This is a genomic window from Caulobacter sp. DMC95 (assembly GCF_056313785.1).
Genome location: NZ_JBQUZP010000004.1, coordinates 193,130 through 210,469 on the forward strand (window position 1 = coordinate 193,130; position 17,340 = coordinate 210,469).

At 66.2% G+C, this 17,340-nt stretch carries 10 protein-coding genes; 6 read left to right on the forward strand and 4 right to left on the reverse strand.

The features are described 5' to 3' along the window. The first annotated feature begins 30 nt into the window (after window positions 1–30). Window positions 31–3,045 carry a TonB-dependent receptor gene (locus ACT53N_RS11710; RefSeq protein WP_476064052.1) on the forward strand — a complete coding sequence of 1,005 codons (3,015 nt, stop codon included), beginning with the start codon at window positions 31–33 and terminating at the stop codon, window positions 3,043–3,045. Between the two features lie 84 nt (window positions 3,046–3,129). On the opposite strand, the gene nagA is transcribed toward ACT53N_RS11710, so the two are convergent. From nagA to ACT53N_RS11730, 4 genes are all read right to left on the reverse strand, one after another. Beyond that, complete coding sequence (nagA, locus tag ACT53N_RS11715; protein WP_476064053.1) at window positions 3,130–4,266, reverse strand: N-acetylglucosamine-6-phosphate deacetylase; 1,137 nt, start codon at window positions 4,264–4,266, stop codon at window positions 3,130–3,132. Continuing rightward, entirely contained in the window at window positions 4,266–5,357 is a 1,092-nt protein-coding gene (locus ACT53N_RS11720; protein WP_476064054.1) for an SIS domain-containing protein, read from the reverse strand. Before ACT53N_RS11720 ends, nagA begins: the two co-directional genes overlap by 1 nt. Before the next feature lie 28 nt (window positions 5,358–5,385). Next, window positions 5,386–6,129, reverse strand: coding sequence for a GntR family transcriptional regulator (locus ACT53N_RS11725; RefSeq protein ID WP_310215626.1), 744 nt, complete (start codon window positions 6,127–6,129; stop codon window positions 5,386–5,388). Between the two features lie 79 nt (window positions 6,130–6,208). Continuing rightward, the gene (locus ACT53N_RS11730) at window positions 6,209–6,277 is read right to left on the reverse strand and encodes a hypothetical protein (protein WP_476064238.1); all 69 of its coding nucleotides are present in this window, start codon (window positions 6,275–6,277) and stop codon (window positions 6,209–6,211) included. Window positions 6,278–6,400: 123 nt separating this feature from the next. Between ACT53N_RS11730 and ACT53N_RS11735 the strand changes: the two genes are divergently transcribed. The 5 genes from ACT53N_RS11735 (at window position 6,401) to nhaA (ending at window position 17,249) form a co-directional block, all read left to right on the forward strand. Further along, window positions 6,401–9,070 (forward strand): TonB-dependent receptor, encoded by a 2,670-nt coding sequence (locus ACT53N_RS11735; RefSeq protein ID WP_476064055.1) that lies wholly within the window; start codon window positions 6,401–6,403, stop codon window positions 9,068–9,070. 157 nt (window positions 9,071–9,227) lie between these two features. After that, window positions 9,228–11,501, forward strand: coding sequence for a beta-N-acetylhexosaminidase (locus ACT53N_RS11740; RefSeq protein WP_476064056.1), 2,274 nt, complete (start codon window positions 9,228–9,230; stop codon window positions 11,499–11,501). 16 nt (window positions 11,502–11,517) lie between these two features. Beyond that, window positions 11,518–14,049, forward strand: a complete 2,532-nt coding sequence (ptsP, locus tag ACT53N_RS11745) for a phosphoenolpyruvate--protein phosphotransferase (protein WP_476064239.1) — start codon at window positions 11,518–11,520, stop codon at window positions 14,047–14,049. Between the two features lie 4 nt (window positions 14,050–14,053). Beyond that, window positions 14,054–15,871 (forward strand): N-acetylglucosamine-specific PTS transporter subunit IIBC, encoded by a 1,818-nt coding sequence (gene nagE / locus ACT53N_RS11750; protein WP_476064057.1) that lies wholly within the window; start codon window positions 14,054–14,056, stop codon window positions 15,869–15,871. A 145-nt stretch (window positions 15,872–16,016) separates the two neighbouring features. Next, complete coding sequence (nhaA, locus tag ACT53N_RS11755; RefSeq protein ID WP_476064058.1) at window positions 16,017–17,249, forward strand: Na+/H+ antiporter NhaA; 1,233 nt, start codon at window positions 16,017–16,019, stop codon at window positions 17,247–17,249. The last annotated feature ends 91 nt before the right edge of the window (window positions 17,250–17,340 follow it).

Consider the following 17,340-nt stretch of genomic DNA (forward strand, 5'->3'; position numbering starts at 1 on the left):
TCGTCGAATGGTCGAACGGGAGGAGGTTCTATGTCCAAGAATACCACGGGACGCGTGCGCGGCCTGCAATACGGCGTATCAGGCGGCGCCCTGGCGCTGGCGATGGCGTTTGCTGGCGCGGCGAGCGCCCAGACCGCTCCGGCCGCTCCGGCCGATGATCAGGTCGAAGCCGTCGTCGTCACCGGTTTCCGCGCCTCTCTGGCCAACGCCCTGGACGTCAAGCGTCGTGAAAACGACCTCGTCGACGTCATCAAGGCGCAAGACATTGCCGATTTCCCCGACCTGAACCTGGCTGAATCGCTGCAGCGCGTGCCAGGCGTCTCGATCGACCGTGACGGCGGCGAAGGTCGCACCATCACCGTTCGCGGCCTGGGTCCTGACTTCACGGTCGTGCGCCTGAACGGCCTGGAAGCCCTGGCCACCACCGGCGGCAAGGATGGTTCTGGCGGCGCCAACCGCGGCCGTCAGTTCGACTTCTCGATCTTCGCTTCGGAACTGTTCAACAGCGTCACGGTCCGCAAGTCGACCTCGGCTATGAACGAAGAAGGCTCGCTCGGCGCGATCGTCGACCTGCAAGCCGGCCGTCCGTTCGACTTCAGCAAGTTCACGATGAGCGCCAGCGCCAAGGTGGGCTGGAACGACCTCTCGCGGAAGAGCGACCCGCGCTACACCTTCCTGGTCAGCAACCGCTGGGACACCGGCATCGGTGAAGTCGGCGCGCTGTTGTCGGTCGCCTACGCCACGCGTGCTCAGCGCGAGGAAGGCTCCTCGACCGGCCGTTGGGAAAACCCCTCGGTCCGCTTCAATTCGGCGACGGCGTTCCCCTGCTCGGGCGCGGCCTACAACCCCGTTAGCGGCCCGGCGCTCACCTGCGCCCAGATCGGCACCGTGACGGGCGGCACCACCCCGACCGTCACGGCGGCTGCGGGCACCGCCAACAACCTCTGGCACCCGCGGATTCCGCGTTATGGCCGCCTGGACTACGATCAAGAGCGCCTGGGGGTCACCGGCTCGCTGCAATGGCGTCCGACCGACCGCTCGACCCTGACGCTCGACATGATGCTGGCCAAGTTCCAGAACAACCGCGACGAAACCTATCTGGAAATCATCTCGTTCAGCCGCAGCGGCGCGGGCCTGCCCCAGACGGACGTCGTGAACTTCACGGCTGACAGCAACGGGAACCTGATCAAGGGCACGTTCGATGACGTCGACGTCCGCACTGAGTACCGCCACGACACGCTGAAGACCGAGTTCAACCAGTTCGCCCTGACCTACGACACCAAGTTCGGTGAAGGCGGCAACCTGAAGGTTGGCTACGGCCAGTCGCGCTCGATCCAGGACAACCCGGAGCAGACGACCTTCTCGTTCGAGCGCTACGACAGCGACAACTACAGCTACGACTACTCGGCCAACGACAAGCTGCCGAACTTCAACTACGGCTTCGACCCGACGAACCCGGCGAATTACGTCTACAGCCCGACCAACAACCTGGGCGACGCCTCGCTGCTGCGCATGCGTCCGAGCAAGGCGGTCAACACCTTCAAGACCTTCTTCGCTGACGTGGACTACCAGATCCTCGACGGGTTCAAGCTGCGGTACGGCGCCAAGTACAAGGAGTACGGCTTCACCTCGTGGGAGAAGCGTCTGAACTCGCGCGTGCTGGCCGGCAACTCCGCCACCACCTTTACGAACGAAGCCGCCTTCGGCCTTCCGGCCGGCGTCACCGTCGCCGATGTGTCGCGCGTTATCAGCGGCTTTGGTCGTGGCCTTGATATCCCGGCCGGCGTGCCGACCTCTTGGCTCGCGCCGGATCTCGACAAGCTGCGCCAGAAGCTCGGCTATGACTGCAACTGCGTGAACGCTAATGGTGACTTCCGCCTGAGCGTCCTGAACCAGTTGGGCGCTGTTCGGGAGATCACCGAGAAGGACACTGCGTTCTACCTGCAGGGTGACTTCGACTACGACGTCTTCAACATCCCGGTGCGCGGCAACTTCGGCGTCCGTTATGTTAAGACCGAGCAGGAAGCGACCGGCAACTACAGCATCGGCAACACCACCCAGACCGTCACGACTCTGGGCGGCACGTTCAGCCAGCGCGTGCCGATCGGTGCGACGCAAACCGTTAAGCGCCAGTACACCAACACCCTGCCGTCGCTGAACATCTCGGCTCAGCCCTTCGACAGTTTCTTCGTCCGCTTCGCCGCCGCCAAGGTGATGACGCGTCCGCAGCTGCCGAACCTGTCGCCCGGTTACAGCGCCATCAGCCAGTCCGCCCAGACCCTGACGCGCGGCAATCCCGACCTGGACCCGATGCTGGCCAACAATCTGGACCTGAGCTTCGAGTGGTATCCGGACAAGGAGACCCTGTTCTCGGTCGGCTTCTTCCAGAAGGACATCAAGTCCTACATCCAGACCTCTTCGGTCGCTATGCCGTGGGCTGAAACCCAGCTGCCCGACAGCCTGTTGTCGAACGGCAATACGGCTAGCACGCTGTTCACGGTGACGACCCAGGTCAACACCCCCGGCGGCAAGCTGAAGGGTTTCGAGGTCTCGCTGCAGCGTCCGTTCACGTTCCTGCCTGCGCCGTTTGACGGCTTCGGCGGTATCGTGAACTACACCCACGTCAAGAGCGACATCCAGTACGTGATCGCAAACCCCGTCTATTCGGGCACGCCGCGCGTTCTGGTCACGCCGGCGGTCATGCTGACCCAGCCGTTGGTGAACCTGTCGCCCGACGCCTACAACGCGACGCTGTACTATGAGAAGAACGACTTCAAGGCCCGTATCTCGGCCTCGTATCGCGACCCCTACCTGATCCAGGTGGCCCCGTCGGCCACCAACAACAACGATGTCCGCATCAAGGAAAAGACGCTGAACATCGACAGCCAGATCAGCTACAACTTCAAGAATTTCACGGTCACGCTGGAAATGATCAACCTGACCGACGAAAAGGATAGCAAGGTTGATGACTCGACGCGCATGATCTCGGAAGAGTACGTGCACTACGGTCGTCAATATTATCTGGGCGTGAAGTGGAAGTTCTAGGCTTCCGCCTCTCCCGCGCGTAAATGCGCAAAGGGCGCTGACCTCACGGTCAGCGCCCTTTTTCGTTCCGATGGTTCCGTGTCTTCAGACGGCGACGCCGTCGATCCAGGTGGTCGTGACCTGGAGATGATCGTCCAGCAGGCAAAGGTCCGCCGCGTAGCCTGGAGCGATAAGGCCGCGGCGCTGGCCAAGTCCCAGGAAGGTCGCCGGGGCTCGGGACGCCATCACGACGGCGTCTTCTAGCGTGAGGTCCAGGAGTGTCACCGCGTTACGGACAGCGCCGACCATGTCCAGGTCTGAGCCCGCGAGCGTGCCCTGGTCATCGACGCAGACACCATCGACCACGCGGATATGGCGGCCTTGCAGGCTGAACTGCTTGTCCGCCATTCCCACCGTGGGCATGGCGTCCGTGACCAGCATGAAACGGTCCAGCGGGCGCGCGCGCAGCGCGATCTTCAACGTGATGGGGTCCACATGGCGACCGTCGACGATGATCCCGCACCACGCCTCTTGGCTTTCCAGCGCCGCTCCGACAGCGCCCGGCTCGCGGCTGGTCAGCGGCGACATCGCGTTAAACAGATGCGTGAAGCCGGTCAGGCCATGGTCCAGGGCCTGGCGCATGGTCGGGTAGAGCGCATTGGTATGGCCCGCCGCCACGATCACGCCCGCGTCCGCCAGCCGACGGATCATCTCCGGCGTCGTGCGCTCCGGCGCCAGAGTGACAAGCATCTTGCCGACCTTCAGCGAGGTCAGCAGCGCCACGGCCTCGTCATCGATGACGCGGAACTTGTCGGCGTCGTGGATGCCCTTGCGTTTGGGGTTGAGGAACGGGCCCTCGATATGGACGCCCAGCACCCCCGGAACGCCCTGGGCGATCGCCTGCTCGGTGGCGCGCATGGCCTTGTCGACGACGTGCAGGTCGTCGCTGATCAGGGTCGGCAGGAAGCCCGTCGTGCCGAAGGGGCGGTGGGCTGCGCCGATCGTGGCGATCGCTTCCGCCGTGGGAGCGTCATTGAACAGAACCCCGCCGCCGCCATTGACCTGGGTGTCGATGAAGCCGGGGGTCAACAGGCCGCCATCGAGGTCCAGGCGCTGGGCGTCATCGGGGATCGCGTCTCGCGCGATGATCGCCCGGATCACCCCGCCTTCGATCAGCAGGGCCCGGCCCTCAACGACGCCCTCGTCCGTCAGGATACGGCCATTTTCCAGTGCAGCCAGCATCAGACGGTTTCGGTGACCTTGTTGAGGTGGGGTGGGCTGTCGGGATCGTAGCCGCGTGCGACTGAAAGCGCATTGGCCATTCGGTAGAAGCTCTGGATCATCAGGATCGGCTCAAGCACTGGGTGGCTGGAAAGCGTCGGCAGCGCGCCCGGCGCCTGGCGGGCGCCGCCGGCGGTCAGAACCTCGGCCCCCCGCGCGCGCATTCCAGCGGCCATGTCGTCGACGCTCGCCCGGCTCTCATCGTCCTGGGCGAAGACCAGAGCGGGGAAGCCGTCCTTCACCAGGGCCATCGGGCCATGCAGCACCTCGGCGGCGCTGAAGGCCTCGGCGTGCAGGCCGCAGGTTTCCTTGAACTTTAGGGCCGCCTCCAGCGCCACGCCAAAGCCGACGCCCCGCCCCAGGACGTAGAGGTTACGGGCGGATTGCAAGCGCTCGACGGCGGGCGACCAGTCCAGGTCCCAAGCCTGCGCCAGCAGGTCGGGTAGGCGGTCGAGCGCCGAGGTCAGTTCGGTGTCCTCGGTCCAGGCGGCGATCAACTGGGTCACAGCGACCAGGGCCGCGATGTAGGACTTGGTGGCCGCTACACTAAGCTCGGGGCCGGCGTGTAGCGGGATCACCTCGTCGGCCAGCGCAGCGAGCGGGGAGTCCACCACGTTCACCAAGGCCACGGCGTAGGCCCCAGCCGCCTTGGCCGCGCGGACGGCGGCCAGCAGGTCGGGGCTCTTGCCCGACTGCGAGATGGCGAGATAGAGCGCGCCGTCGAGATTGGGCGATGCGTCGTAGACGGAGCTTACCGAAAGGCCGGCCGACGAGGTGAGAACGCCGGCCTTCGTCTCGATCAGGTAGCGCGCGAAGGTGGCGGCGTGATCGCTGCTGCCCCGCGCACAGGTGACGACGACGCGCGGCGGATTGGCGCGCAGGTGGGCGGCGAGGGCCGAGATCTTGTCGCTGTTGGCCGTCAATTGGACGGCTGCGACCGTCGCGGCCTGGCTGGCCTCCTGGAACATGCGCGTAGTTTCCGGAGAGCGGGCCAGGGGCGACGCGCCCGCAGGGGCGGGGGTCTCAGGACGGGTCAAGACAGTCGCCTCCAAGCTCTACTCCTCGGACTTCAGTTCGTACTCAAGACAGGGAATTCAGTTCCGCGACGAAATCGTAGGCGTCGCCGCGATAGTACGACTGCGTGACCTCGACCGCCCGTCCGTCCTTCAGGAAGCCTCGCCGCTCGATCAGCAGGCCGGCGTCTTTCACGGGCACGCCCAGGAGGTCAGCTTGTTCGGCCTGGAACAGCACCGCGCGCAGCCGTTGCAAGGCGCGAACCGGGCGATGGCCGGTGGTCTCCAGCGCTTCGTAAAGCGAGGTGCCGACCACTTCAGTGGAGGGGAGGGCGAAGGCGGCGATCGTAGTATACTCCACGGCCATCGGCGCGCCGTCGGCGTAGCGGATCCGCGCGAACCGATAGACCGGAGTCCCCGGGGACAGCCCCAGGGTCAGGGACTCCTCGGGGGTGACCTGGCCTTCGCTGCGGCTGATCCACTCGCTGCGCGGGACGCGTCCGCGAGAGATCATGTCTTCGGTGAACGACGACAGCTTCGAGAAGCTTTTCTCGACCCGGGCGGCCACGAAGGTGCCGGCGCCCTGCCTGCGGGTCAGCAGGCCTTCGCTCACCAGGCCGTCCAAGGCCTTTCGGACCGTGATGCGGGAGATGCTGAACTCGTCGGCCATGTCCCGCTCTGCGGGGAGGGCGTCGTCAGGGGCCAGGATCTTCTTCTGGATGGCCTCGCGCAGCGCGCGCTGAAGCTGCCGGTAGAGCGGCGCATGGTCACCGGCGGCGTCGAGACGACCGATCCGTTCTGCAAACGTCATTGCCCAACCCTCCCTGACTCGCGCCGCGCCGCACCATATTGCGGCGCCCCCTGGCCGCTTCGATAGCATAGGACCATTTTCATACCAATAAGAACGTGGTCTGCAATTGGTTTCTTTTTGGCCTTGTCATTCGCAAAATTTCCGTCACAGTCGCGTCCCGAGGCCTGAGAAGTACCACTTTCTGCGGATCCTCCCGGAAGATTGGTATCACATTGGGCTTGGGGTTCGGCTCCGGGTCCAATCGGCCCGGCATAATGGGGAGAAGCCGAGTATGAAGAATATCCGTAGATCCGTTCTGGCGGCCTCCGCCAGCGCGATGGTGGTCATGATCGCCGCGCCGGCGATGGCCCAGAGCGGCGGCAACCAGGTGGAAGAGGTGGTCATCACCGGCATCCGCGCCTCACTGCTGCAGTCGATCGAGTCCAAGCGTAAGGCCGACGCCATCGTCGACGTCGTCACCGCGGAGGACGTGGGCAAGTTCCCGAGCACGAACGTCGCTGAAGCATTGACGATCGTTCCGGGCGTCACCGTCGACCGCGCGTTCGGTCAAGGCGAGAAGGTCAGCATCCTGGGCACCGACCCGGCGCTGAACCGCACGCTGCTCAATGGCCAGACCGTCGCTTCCGCCGACTGGTTCATCCTGGATTCTCCGGGCCGCACCTTCAACTACGCGCTGCTGGCGCCGCAGATCGTCGGCAAGGTCGACGTCTACAAGTCGCCCGAAGCGCGCATCGACGAAGGCAGCATCGGCGGCACCGTCATCGTCAACACCCGCAAGCCGCTGGACCTGAAGTCCGGCACGGTCGCCGGCGCGGTGAGCTATCTCTACACCGACCGCTCCAAGAAGGGCGATCTGCAGGGCTCGCTGCTGGCCAGCTGGAAGAACGCCGACAGCACCTTCGGCGCCAGCTTCTCGGTGCAACGCGCCGAAGACCAACTGCGTCGCGACGGCGTCGAGACCTACGGCACGATCGCGGCCAACCAGTGGGCTGGCGGCAATCCGGACAACCCCGTCGACTCGCGCACCAAGGGCTGCGTCGGCTCGTGCGCGAGCACGCTGACAGCCAATCTCGGCGCTCGCAGCCCGAACGCCTTCGGCGCCTCCTATTTCGAGCAGGGCCGTACGCGGACGACCTACACCACCGCTCTGCAATACAAGCCGAACGACCAACTCTCGCTTGAGTTCAACTGGCTGAAGATCGACGCCGACTACGACAACACCAACCAGTCGATGTACGCCTTCCAGGGCAACACCTGGAACAGCCTGGGCGCTCTGACCGGCCTGACCGTCAACAACGGCGTGGTCTCCAAGGCCTCGTTCAACAACGCGCTCAGCGTGCTGGACGTGCAGTACCGCGAGGCCGGTCTGAAGTCCGACACCTTCCACCTGAAGGGCGGCTACAAGGGCGACGGTTGGGACCTGAACGGCGAGATCGGCAAGTCGAGCGCCGACGGCGGCACCAAGCGTCAGGTGTTCCTCGAGTTCCTGAACTGGGCCAGCTACACCGTCGACATCAGCGGCGCTCCCAAGAGCCCGGGCAGCCTGACCTACACCACCAATGTCATGGGCAACCCGGCCGCCTTCGCGACCGATCCGGGCTGGAGCGGCAACCTCGTCAGCAAGCCCACCTCGGACGAGGAAAAGTACGCCCAGTTCGATTTTGGCAAGGACTTCGACGGCGTCATCCAGCGCGTCCAGGTCGGCTACAAGCGTCGTGAGCACCAGACGGGTCAACAGTATGCGGGCATCGCCATCACCGGCGTCGCCGCTCCGGCCTCGTCGTTCAATCCCTCGACCGTGCCGAGCAACTACCTGAAGGGCTTCGACGGCGTCGGGACCCAGATGCAGAGCCGCTTCCGCATCGACGGCGAGTCGATGGTCTCCTACGTCGAGAGCGGCAAGTGGTTGGCGGCGGGCGCCACCATGCCCAAGCCGTCGATCTTCGCCGCCGCCGAGTTCACGGCCGGCAACTGGAACATCCAGGAAGACATCGACGCCCTGTACGCCCAGGCCAACTTCAAGGCCGACAACGTGCGCGGCAACTTCGGCGTCCGCTACGTGAAGACCTCGGTCGACAGCGCCGGTTACGTCTGCAAGCCCGGCGCGCCCTGCAACAAGGCCGCCGACTGGACCTGGCAGTCGACCAAGAAGAGCTACGACAACGTCCTGCCCAGCGTGAACATCATCGTCGACGCCCGGGAGGACCTGGTTCTGCGCTTTGCTGCGGCGCAGGTGATCGCGCGTCCGAACTATTCGGACATGACGAACTACTTCTGGCTGTCGGACGGCATCCTAACGGGCGGTGGCGGCAACCCGGCGCTTGAGCCCTACAAGTCGAGCAACTTCAACGCCTCGGCCGAATGGTATTTCCAGCCCCAGGCGATCCTGTCGGCGGAGGTGTTCTACAAGGACATCTCCAACTACATCCTGCAACGCACCCAGCCGGAAGCCTACTTCAACCAGTCGCAAGGCAAGGTCACGACCTACCAGATCAGCCGTCCGTTCAATGCGGGCTCGGCTGAGGTGAAGGGTCTGGCGCTGGCCTACCAGCAGACCTTTGGCATGGGCTTTGGCCTCCTGGCCAACTACACCTACGCCGACGCCTCGGGCCAGTCGGGCGCGCCGCTGCCCTACAGCTCGAAGAACCAGGTCAATGTCAGCCCCTTCTACGAGAACGGTCCGTTCTCGGCCCGGGCCACCTTCACCTGGCGCTCGAAGTATTTCACGGGCGTCGACCGCGGCGACGACATGTTCGTCAAGGCCTCGAAGACCCTCGACGCCACCGTGGGCTACGCCGTGACCAAGAACATCACGATGTCGGTCTCGGGCCAGAACCTGCTGGACAGCGAGTACTACGCCTACGCCAACACCACGGCCCTGCCGCGCGGCGTCTACCGCACCGGCCGCAAGCTGCAAGCCACGCTGAACGTCGCGTTCTAGGACGTTTGGCGATCGGAGGCTTCGGCGCGATCCGAAGCCTCCGGTGTTTGCGCATTGATCCAACCCCTCCTGACTGCAAGCATGGAGCTGGGGCGGGACGGCCCGGCCGTCCCGCCCGCTTTTTGCCGGCTGTCCACCACCTTCCCTGCGAGGCTGCGTGACCTTGACCCCGCTCCGTTTCGTCGCTGTTTCGGCGTGCGCGCTAACCGCTGCGTTTGCGACCGGCGCTTTCGCCAGCACGCTCACGATCACGCCCGCACCGGCCAAGGTCGTCGAGGCCGAGGGGAGCTTCACCCTCTCCGCCGCCACCCGTATCTACGTCGCCACGGGCGATATCGAGGCCAGGCGTGTCGCGCTGCAACTCGCTGACCTGATCCAACGGTCACGTGGCTTTCGGCCCATAGTGGTTGAAGGGGCTCCGGTCGCCGGCGCGATAGTCTTTAAGCGCGAGGGGCCCACGGGAGAGGCTTACAAACTCGACGTCTCTCCCCAAGGCGTCACGATCGCAGCCTCCAAGCGCGCGGGCCTGTTCTATGGCGCGATCTCGCTCTGGCAGTTGGCCACCCCGGATGACGCCAAGGGCCCTGTCGCTCTTCCCGCCGCAGCCATCGAAGACGCCCCGCGCTTCGCCTGGCGCGGGCTGATGATCGACAGCGCCCGCCACTACCAGTCGCTCGAAACGCTGAAGGCGGTGATCGACGCGATGGCCGCGCACAAGCTCAACACCTTCCACTGGCATCTGGTCGACGACCAGGGCTGGCGGCTGGAGATCAAGAAGTATCCAAAGCTCACGCAGGTCGCCGCCTGGCGTCGCGATCCCGGCGCGGCGGTGAACTACCCCAAGTACGGTGGCTTCTACACGCAGGACCAGGCCCGGGAACTGGTCGCCTACGCCGCAGCTCGCAACATCACCGTCGTGCCGGAGATCGAGACGCCGGGCCACGCCCTGGCGCCGATCGTCGCCTATCCTGAGCTGGGAACCGCGCCGCCGGACGCCAGCAAGATGGGCGATTGGGGGATTTTCCCTTGGCTCTACAACACTGACGACGCCACCTTCGCCTTCCTCGACGACGTCCTCAACGAGGTGATGGATATCTTCCCGTCGACCTTTATCCACGTCGGCGGCGACGAGGCGATCAAGGACCAGTGGAAGGCCAGCGCGAAGATTCAGGCCAAGATCAAAGAGCTCGGCCTCAAGGACGAGCATGATCTGCAGAGCTGGTTCATCCAGCGCGTCGGAAAGACCCTCGAGAAGCGTGGTCGCCGTCTGATCGGCTGGGACGAGATCCTCGAAGGCGGCCTCGCGCCCAACGCCACCGTCATGTCCTGGCGTGGTATCAACGGCGCCATCGCCGCCGCCAAGCAGGGGCACGACACGGTGCTGTCGCCCCACCCGGTGCTCTATCTCGATCACCGCCAGAGCGCGTCGGCCGAGGAGCCGACGGGACGCGGGCGTATCTCCAGCCTGAAAGACGTCTACGCCTTCGATCCCGCGCCGGCGCAGCTGACGCCCGACGAGCGCAAGCACATTCTCGGCGTCCAGGCCAATGTCTGGACTGAGCACATGCAGACCGATCAGCGCATGCAGTTGATGGCCTTCCCACGCGCGGTGGCGCTGGCCGAGCGCGCATGGTCGTCGGAGGCCAACGCCAGCTGGGATGCTTTCGCCAAGCGCCTTCCCGCCGAGATGGCCCGGCTGAAGATCCTCGGCGTGGCGGCTAATCCGGTTCCTTTTGAGCCCCAGCCGGCGTTCTCTGAGGCTGAGGACGGCAAGACGCGGGTGGCGCTTTCGACCAGCTTGGACCTTGGTCAAATCCGCTACACCCTGGATGGCAAGGCGCCGACACAGGCCGCTCAGACCTATGCTGGTCCGATCGCGTTGCCGACCGGCGCAGTGCTCAAGGCGCGGACCTTTGTCGAGGGGCGCCCGCTGGGGCGCGAGCGGTCGTGGACGATATCGGCGGATCTTCTGCAGACGCGCACCAGCGGCCAGCTCAAGCTCTGCACCCAGCAGGTGCCGCTGACCATGATCGACGACGCGCCCGCCCCGCTCGACCTGCGCCCGATGATGGTCGTCGATATCTTCAATCCCTGCTGGATCTGGGAAGGCGCGCGTCTCGACAAGGGCGCGCTGCTCAGCGCCCGCGTCACCCAGATCCCGTTCAACTTCCAGGTCGGCAAGGATCGCGACAAGATCTCGCTGCGTCCGCCGGCCACGCCAGGCGGCGAGCTGGAGGTGCGTGTGGGGTGCACGGGCGAAAAGATCGCCGCCATCCCGCTCGGCGACGCCGCGCGTAATGCCGGCCTTTCGACCATCGCCGGCCGTCTGCCGGCGCGCGCCGAGAAGGTCGATCTGTGTCTGACCTTCACGTCCAAGAGCCTTGATCCCTTCTGGGTGATCGAGCGCGTGACCCTAAAGCCTGCGCACTAGTTTCGAGGAAGCGTAGATCGTGTCCAACCTCGTCCTCAACGCCCCCTTGAGGGGCTGGATTGCGCCGCTTGAAGAAGCGCCGGACGCCGTATTCGCCGAGCGGATGTTGGGCGACGGGCTGGCGATTGATCCGCTGGGGTCGGTGCTGCATGCGCCGTGCGACGGGGTGGTGGTCTCGGTGCACCGGGCGCGTCATGCGGTGACGCTGCGGGCGGGCAACGGCGCTGAAATCCTGATGCATATCGGCCTGGAGACCGTCGCCCTCAACGGCGAGGGTTTCGAAGTCTTTGTCCGGGACGGCCAGACGGTGAAGGCGGGCGACCGGCTGATCGGCTTCGATCTCGACCTCCTGGCCCAACGCGCCCGCAGCCTGATCACCCCGGTGGTGATCACCAATCTGGAGGCGTTCCAGATCGTGCGTCGCGACCAGGACCGCGAGGTCGCGGCCGGCGCCTTCCTGATGGAGTTGTCGCCGGTTGGCGGCGCCGTGGCCGCTGCGGCGGGCTCGGGCGAAGACGCTACGCGCGATGTCGTCGTGCCCCTGGCTCACGGAATCCACGCTCGACCGGCCGCGCGGATCGCCGAGGCGGCCAGGACCTTTACCGCCGAGACCACGCTGGTGATCGGCGCGCGACGCGCCAACGCCAGGAGTCCGGTCGGATTGATGTCGCTGGCCGTCCGCCATGGCGACGTGGTCCAACTAAAGGCTTCCGGCCCAGATGCTCTGGCGGCGCTGGCGGCCCTGGCCGAGTTGATCGAAAGCGGGATGGGCGAGGGCGCGCCGCTGACCGCCAAGGCGCCGGCGGCGTCAGCCCCCTTGCCGGTCGAGCCGCCCGCGCCCGCCGATTTGCCGCGCGACGGCGTGCTCAAGGGCGTCCTGGCGGCGCCGGGGCTGGCGATCGGCAAGGCGGTGCGCCTGGCGGCCGCCGAGATCGTGGTGCGCGAGGCCGGCGAGGGCTTCGCTCAGGAAGAGGCGGCGCTGGCGGGCGCGCTGGAAAAGGTTCGCGCGAGGATCGCCAAGGCCGCCCAGATGGGCGACAAGGCTCGCAAGGCGATCTTGGCGGCGCACCACGCCTTCCTCGACGACCCCGAACTGGCCGCCGGCGCCCGCCGGCTGATCGCCGAGGGCAAGAGCGCGGGCTTCGCCTGGCGCCAGGCCGTGGGCGGCTATGTCGAAGCGCTTCGGGCCCTGGGTGATCGGCGTATGGCCGAACGGGTCGATGACCTGATCGATCTGGAGCGCCAGGTCCTGCGCGCCCTCAGCGGCGAGGAGGAGGCGGACGCCGCTCTGGCGCCGGGCTCGATCCTGCTGGCTGACGAGTTGTTGCCCTCGCAGTTGATGAGCGTCGATCCCGCCGCTGTCGCCGGTTTCGCCACTGCGCGTGGCGGTCCGACGTCGCACGTGTCGATCCTGGCCGCAGCCATGGGCATACCGGCCCTGGTCGCCCTGGGCGGCGCGCTGTCGAAGGTCAAGGACGGCGCGACTCTGATCCTCGACGCCGACGCTGCGACCTTGCACGTGGCCCCCGACGCCAAGGCGCTTGAGGCCGCGCAGACCGGTCTGGCCCAGCGCCAGGAACGCAAGGCCGCCGCCAAGGCCGCGGCGCATCAGCCTGCGGTCACGCGCGACGGGGTCCGCATCGAGGTGTTCGCCAACACCGGTTCAGTCGCCGACGCCCAGGCGGCGGTCGCCAACGGCGCGGAGGGTTCGGGCCTTCTGCGCACCGAGTTCCTGTTCCTCGACCGCGACACGCCGCCGGACGAGGACGAGCAGGCCCGTCAGTATCAGGCCATCGCCGACGCTCTGGACGGCCGGCCGCTGATCATCCGCACGCTGGATGTCGGCGGCGACAAGGCCGCGCCCTATCTGCCGATCCCGGCCGAGGAGAACCCGGCCCTGGGCCTGCGGGGCGTGCGGGTCAGCCTGTGGCGGCCCCACCTTTTGAAGACCCAGCTGCGCGCGATCCTGCGCGTCGCGCCTTTCGGACAGTGCAAGATCATGGCGCCGATGGTGGCGAGCCTGGACGAACTGCGCGCCGTGCGCGCGGTGCTGGAGGAGGCCAAGCGCGAGCTTGGGATCACCGATCGCGTGGAGCTAGGGGTCATGATCGAAACCCCGGCCGCAGCTGTCACGGCCGACCTGCTGGCGGCCGAGGCCGACTTCCTGTCGGTGGGCACCAACGACCTGACCCAGTATGTTCTGGCCATGGACCGGGGCAATCCGGAGCTGGCCGCCGGGATCGACGCGTTGCACCCGGCGGTGCTGCGCATGATCGACCTGACCTGCAAGGGTGCGGCCAAGCATCAACGCTGGGTCGGAGTTTGCGGCGGTCTGGCGTCAGACCTGGACGCCACGGCGATCCTCTTGGGCCTGGGCGTCACCGAGCTGTCGAGCACGGCCGCGATCGCGCCGGAAGTGAAGGCTCGCGTGCGGACGCTTTCGCTGGAGGACTGCCGCGCCCTTGCGGCCCTGGCGCTGGAGCAGGCCTCCCCTGAGGCGGTTCGTACGCTCGCTCACCGTCATCTGAATGCGCCCCACGGAGCCTGAACCGATGAAGTCTCCGCTTGAAGTCCTGCAGCCGCTCGGTCGCGCCCTCATGCTGCCGATCGCGGTGCTGCCCGTTGCGGCGCTGCTCCTGCGCATCGGTCAGCCGGACCTGCTGGGCGCGCCCGCCCTGGCGGCGATGACCCACGGCGTGTCTCTGACGGTCGCCAACACCTTCGGGGCGGCGGGCGGGGCGATCTTCGGGAGCCTGGGCCTGATCTTCGCTATCGGCGTAGCGGTTGGGCTGGCGCGCGAGAACCATGGCGCCGCCGGCCTAGCCGGCGTCGTCTGCTATGTGATCGCCACCAAGGGTGTCGAGGCGGTGCTGGTCGCCCCGCCGGAGGTCGCGGCCAGGGCGGTTGAGGGCGCCAGGGATCTGGCGGTCGCGGCCTGGAAGGCCAAGGAGATCGGCAAGCTCTCGATCCCTGTAGGCATCCTCTCGGGCGTGATCAGCGGCTGGCTCTACAACCGCTACAGCACGATCAAGCTTCCGGAATATCTGGCCTTCTTCGGCGGTCGCCGGTTCGTACCGATCGTCGCGGGCCTCGCCGGCGTCGTGCTGGCCCTGCTGTTTGGCTCGTTCTGGAGCGCGCTGGAGGCGGGCGTCGACGGCCTCAGCAACCTCGTCACCGCGTCCGGGAACTTCGGCCTCGTCGTCTATGGCCTGCTCAATCGCCTGCTGATCGTCACGGGTCTGCACCACATCCTCAACAACGTGGTCTGGTTCATCCTGGGCGACTTCAACGGTGTCACCGGCGACCTCAACCGCTTCGCCGCTGGCGACAAGACCGCTGGCGCGTTCATGAGCGGCTTCTTCCCGGTGATGATGTTCGGCCTGCCGGCGGCGTGCCTGGCCATGCTGCACGCGGCCCGTCCGGAGCGTCGCAAGGCGGTGGCGGGGATGTTGGGGTCGCTGGCCCTGACCTCGTTCCTCACAGGCGTGACCGAGCCGATCGAGTTCACCTTCATGTTCTTGGCGCCAGTGCTCTTCGCCATCCACGCGCTGCTGACGGGGCTTTCGATGGCCTTGATGAACATGTTGGACATCAAGCTGGGCTTCGGGTTCTCGGCGGGCCTGTTCGACTATGTGCTGAACTTCAACAAGGCCACGCGGCCGCTCCTGCTGATCCCGGTGGGGCTGGCCTATGGCGCGATCTACTACGGCGTTTTCCGGTTTGCGATTCTCCGATTTGATCTGAAGACGCCCGGCCGCGAAGTTGAAGAGACGCCGCCTGTCGAGGCGGTGACCACCGGCGGCGGACGCGGCGCCGACTTTCTTGCCGCGCTCGGGGGGGCGGCCAATCTCATCAGCGTCGACGCCTGCACCACTCGGTTGCGCCTGATCGTGGCGGACCAAGGCGCGGTCAACGAGCCTGTTCTGAAAGCCTTAGGCGCCCGGGGCGTCGTGAAACCCTCCGACAAGGCCCTGCAGGTCGTCCTCGGGCCCATCGCCGATACAGTCGCCGGCGAGATCCGCGCCGCGATGATCGGCGCTGCGGTTGGAGCGCCAGTGTTCGCCGCACGCGCGCCGTCGGGCTCTGAGGCTCCGCCCGCTGGGCAGTCCTCCCTCGCCGAGAAGCAAAGGGCTCTGGCGCTCGTCGTAGCGTTGGGCGGCGCGGCCAACTTGCGCGAGGTCAGCGCTTGTTCCAGCCGTGTGCGGGTCGTTGTCCACGACGCGGCGGTCGTGGATGAAGCCTGCCTGCGGGGCGCGGGCGTTCGAGGTGTCGTTCGCGTAGGCGAGCGGTCCGTGCATGTAGTCTTGGGTCCTGAGGCCGAGCGCGTTTGTCTGGCGATGCGCCGTTTGACCGAGGCCCCCGGCGCTTAGGCAAGTCACTTGGCTTGCAGCGCCAAATATCGTCATGGAGGCTTGTTCAGCGTTTTCCTTGATGCGATAGGCAAGCCTGGGTGGTCGATCCTGTTGGTCGATCAGGTTTTCCGTTGGTCGGGCCGCCAGCGTGGAGACCTGCGCCATGCTGCAACGCATCCGTAAGCCGTCTGTTCTGAGAGAACTCCTGGAGAGCGGCGCCGCCGGCGGCGTGCTCCTGATGGCCTGCGCCGTCCTTGCCCTCTTCGTCGCCAACTCGCCCTTGGCGGATGGCTATTTTCACGCCCTGCACGTCCCGTTCGCCGGACTTGATCTGCTGCACTGGATCAATGACGGGCTGATGGCGATCTTCTTTCTGTTTGTCGGCCTGGAGATCAAGCGGGAGTTCCTGGACGGTCAGCTCTCGACTTGGGCGAACCGCGCGCTGCCTTGCGTCGCCGCCGCCGGCGGCGTGATCGTTCCTGGCCTGATCTATGCGGGTCTGAACGCCGGCAGCCCCGAAACGCTTCGCGGTTGGGCGATCCCCACGGCGACGGACATCGCTTTCGCCTTGGGGGTTCTCTCGCTGTTGGGCTCGCGCGTTCCTACGAGCTTGAAGATCTTTCTCGCGACGCTGGCCATTGTCGACGATCTGGTGGCGGTCCTGATCATCGCTGTCTTCTACACGGCCGAGCTCAACACCGCCGCTCTCGCGGGCGCGGGGATCGTGACCGTTGTCCTGATCGGCTTCAATCGCCTGAGGGTGAAGCGGCTCGCGCCTTACCTCGTAATGGGCGTCGCGCTGTGGTGGCTGGTCCTGATGTCCGGCGTCCACGCAACGATCGCAGGCGTGGTTTTGGCGTTGACGATCCCTCTACACGCGTCGAAGGCCGCGCCGGACGACGTGACGTCCCCGCTGCACCGTTTGGAGCATGCGCTATCGCCGTGGGTGGCGTTCCTGGTCGTGCCGGTCTTCGGCTTCGCCAATGCGGGCGTTTCGTTCGCCGGCATGACCCCGTCGGTGCTGACCGAACCCGTCACGCTCGGCGTGGCCCTCGGCCTGTTCTTCGGAAAGCAAATCGGCGTCTTCGGTGCGGCGTGGCTCGCGATCCGGCTGGGCGTCGCGCGCCTGCCGGTGGCGGCCTCCTGGCTTCAGCTCTACGGCGTCAGCCTGCTGTGCGGCATCGGCTTCACCATGAGCCTCTTCATCGGGTTGTTGGCCTTCCGCGACGCCGCGCTCCAGAATGAAGTGAAGGTCGGCGTCCTGGTCGGTTCGCTCAGCGCCGCCCTCATCGGCGCAGCCGTTCTGAGCGTCGCCAAGACGCGTCTGTCCATCGCGGGCGAACAGTCTGCGGACGAGGCGCTGATCGACGACGTCGAGCGCGGAGACGCGCGCTAACGCTATTGGGGCCTCCTGTGCGCCAGACACGCTCGCCAGACAGGGGGCGAGCGCCGTGACCTGTCTGGTGCGGTCCTGACGACGGACCAAG

Excerpts from the sequence above, each read along its gene's own strand:
- ACT53N_RS11710 (WP_476064052.1), top strand. The coding sequence starts at position 31 with ATGTCCAAGAATACCACGGGACGCGTGCGCGGCCTGCAATACGGCGTA.
- nagA (WP_476064053.1), bottom strand. The coding sequence starts at position 4,266 with ATGCTGGCTGCACTGGAAAATGGCCGTATCCTGACGGACGAGGGCGTC.
- ACT53N_RS11725 (WP_310215626.1), bottom strand. The coding sequence starts at position 6,129 with ATGACGTTTGCAGAACGGATCGGTCGTCTCGACGCCGCCGGTGACCAT.
- ACT53N_RS11735 (WP_476064055.1), top strand. The coding sequence starts at position 6,401 with ATGAAGAATATCCGTAGATCCGTTCTGGCGGCCTCCGCCAGCGCGATG.
- nagE (WP_476064057.1), top strand. The coding sequence starts at position 14,054 with ATGAAGTCTCCGCTTGAAGTCCTGCAGCCGCTCGGTCGCGCCCTCATG.
- nhaA (WP_476064058.1), top strand. The coding sequence starts at position 16,017 with ATGCTGCAACGCATCCGTAAGCCGTCTGTTCTGAGAGAACTCCTGGAG.